The sequence below is a fragment of the Comamonas sp. B-9 genome (genome assembly GCF_000410635.1).
GTDB lineage: Bacteria > Pseudomonadota > Gammaproteobacteria > Burkholderiales > Burkholderiaceae_C > Comamonas.
Genome location: NZ_KE148628.1, coordinates 1 through 2075, shown reverse-complemented (window position 1 = coordinate 2075; position 2075 = coordinate 1). Strand labels below are relative to the sequence as shown.

The 2075-nt window shown below is 66.6% G+C and carries 2 protein-coding genes; one reads left to right on the top strand and one right to left on the bottom strand.

What is annotated here, in order from left to right:
• The coding region (locus tag H928_RS28535) for a DMT family transporter (protein WP_239645001.1) at positions 1 to 688 on the bottom strand (688 nt) is incomplete at its 3' end.
• A 212-nt stretch (positions 689 to 900) separates the two neighbouring features.
• Here H928_RS28535 and H928_RS0117370 point away from each other — a divergent pair.
• On the top strand, positions 901 to 1983 hold the full coding sequence (locus tag H928_RS0117370) for a tartrate dehydrogenase (protein ID WP_021027641.1): 1083 nt from the start codon (positions 901 to 903) through the stop codon (positions 1981 to 1983).
• Positions 1984 to 2075: the final 92 nt, after the last annotated feature.

Here is a 2075-nt window from a genome sequence, read left to right as displayed (position 1 = left end):
CCCCCTGCCAGTCGCGCGGCTCCATCACGGCGGTCAGGCGTGCCGGCTTCCAGCCCACGAGCAGCAGCAGCGCATGAAAGCCGAAGCCGGCCGCCATGCGCACGGCCGATGCAGCCACCGGGTCCACATCGGGGCCCATCACCGGCTTGACCACCAAGGTGCCCAGCGCCTGGCCCAAGGCGGCTACCAGCCCCAGGCCCACGCCCACGGCCAGCCGGCCGCGTGTGGCCTCCAGGCTCGATTCGCTGCCCGCGCGCTTGCCAAAGGCAATGGCGCACATCACGCCACTCAGCACCAGTGCGCAGCCCAGCATGGCCACTGCGCCCATACGCTCGCCCAAAAAGAGCGCCGCCAGCACGGCCGACATCATCGAATGGGTGGCAAACAAAATGCCCGAGCGGCGCGGTCCCAGCCGGTTCATGCAGGCAAACAGCACCGTGTCGCCAATGAAGATGCCGATAAAGCCCGACAGCACCAGCACGCCCACCAGTGCCAGGTTCAGGCTGTCCCAGGTGCCTGCCAAGGTGGCCCAGCCGCCCAGCATCACGGTGGCAAACACCATGCGCCAGCGGGTAAAGGCAAAGGCGCCCATCTTGCGCGCCACCGGGGCGGAGAACAGCGCGGCCAGCGCCCAGCAGGCGGCGGCCAAGACGGCCAGGGATTCAGGGGGAAAAGGAAAAGGCGACACGGCAGGCGGCAAAATGGGGCGCCAGCGGTGCAAGCTGTCTCGCACCATGCTGCGCAGCTGCTCCAACAGCGCTAGGATGCCCATCCAGACACCCCAGCCCCGGCACCCAGGTGCAAGGACGAGCGATTGTAGAGCCCAGCGATGGCCTTTGCGAGCGCTGCCAGTCGCCCGGGCGGCCACCACCACCTTTTGACCAGACATTCAGGACCAGCATGAGCAAGAAACTACGTATCGCGGTATTGGCGGGCGACGGCATTGGCAAGGAAGTGATGCCCGAAGGCATCCGCGTGCTGGAGGCCGCCGCCAAGCGCTTTGACCTGCCGCTGGAGATGCAGCATTTTGACTGGGCGCATTGCGACTACTTTGCCGCCCACGGCCAGATGATGCCCGATGACTGGAAAGCGCAGCTGCAAGGCTTTGACGCGATCCTGTTCGGCGCTGTCGGCTGGCCCGCCACCGTGCCCGACCATGTCTCGCTCTGGGGCTCGCTGCTCAAGTTCCGCCGCGAGTTCGACCAGTACATCAACCTGCGCCCGGTGCGCCTGTTTGAGGGTGTGCCCTGCCCGCTGGCCGGCCGCAAGCCGGGCGATATCGACTACTACGTGGTGCGCGAAAACACCGAGGGCGAGTACACCGCGCTGGGCGGCATCATGTTCGAAGGCACGGACCGCGAAATGGTGCTGCAAGAGGCCGTGTTCACCCGCAAGGGCGCTGACCGGCTGCTCAAGTTCGCCTTTGACCTGGCCCAAAGCCGCAGCAAAAAGCATGTGACCCTGGCCACCAAGTCCAACGGCATTGCAATCAGCATGCCTTGGTGGGACAAATGTGCCGAAGCCATGGCCAAAAACTACCCTGACGTGGTGCTGGACAAGCAGCACATCGACATCCTGACCGCCCGCTTTGTGCTGCAGCCCGGCCGCTTCGATGTGGTCGCCGCCACCAACCTGTTTGGCGACATCCTGAGCGACCTGGGCCCGGCCACCACCGGCACCATTGGCCTGGCGCCCTCGGCCAACCTGAACCCCGAGCGCAACTTCCCCTCGCTGTTCGAGCCCGTGCATGGCTCAGCGCCCGACATCTACGGCCAGAACATTGCCAACCCGATCGCGATGATCTGGTCGGTGGCGCTGATGCTCGACTTCCTGGGCAACGGCCAGGGCGCCTGGCGCAGCGCGCATGACGCCATCGTCGATGCGATCAGCCAGACCATTCTGAGCGGCCCGCGCACGCCCGACCTGGGCGGTCAGGCCAAGACCCCGGACGTGGGCAAGGCGATTGCACAAGTGCTGGCCTGAACGCCTGCCAGCCCAGGCGGCGCTCGCTGCGCTGGCCAGCGCCCTGCTGGCCTGGGCGCCGCTGGCGCATGCCCGGGGCTACACACCCCAGG

What these genes read in the sequence shown, in the direction of transcription:
- H928_RS0117370 (WP_021027641.1), top strand. Translation starts at nt 901, where the DNA reads ATGAGCAAGAAACTACGTATCGCGGTATTGGCGGGCGACGGCATTGGC.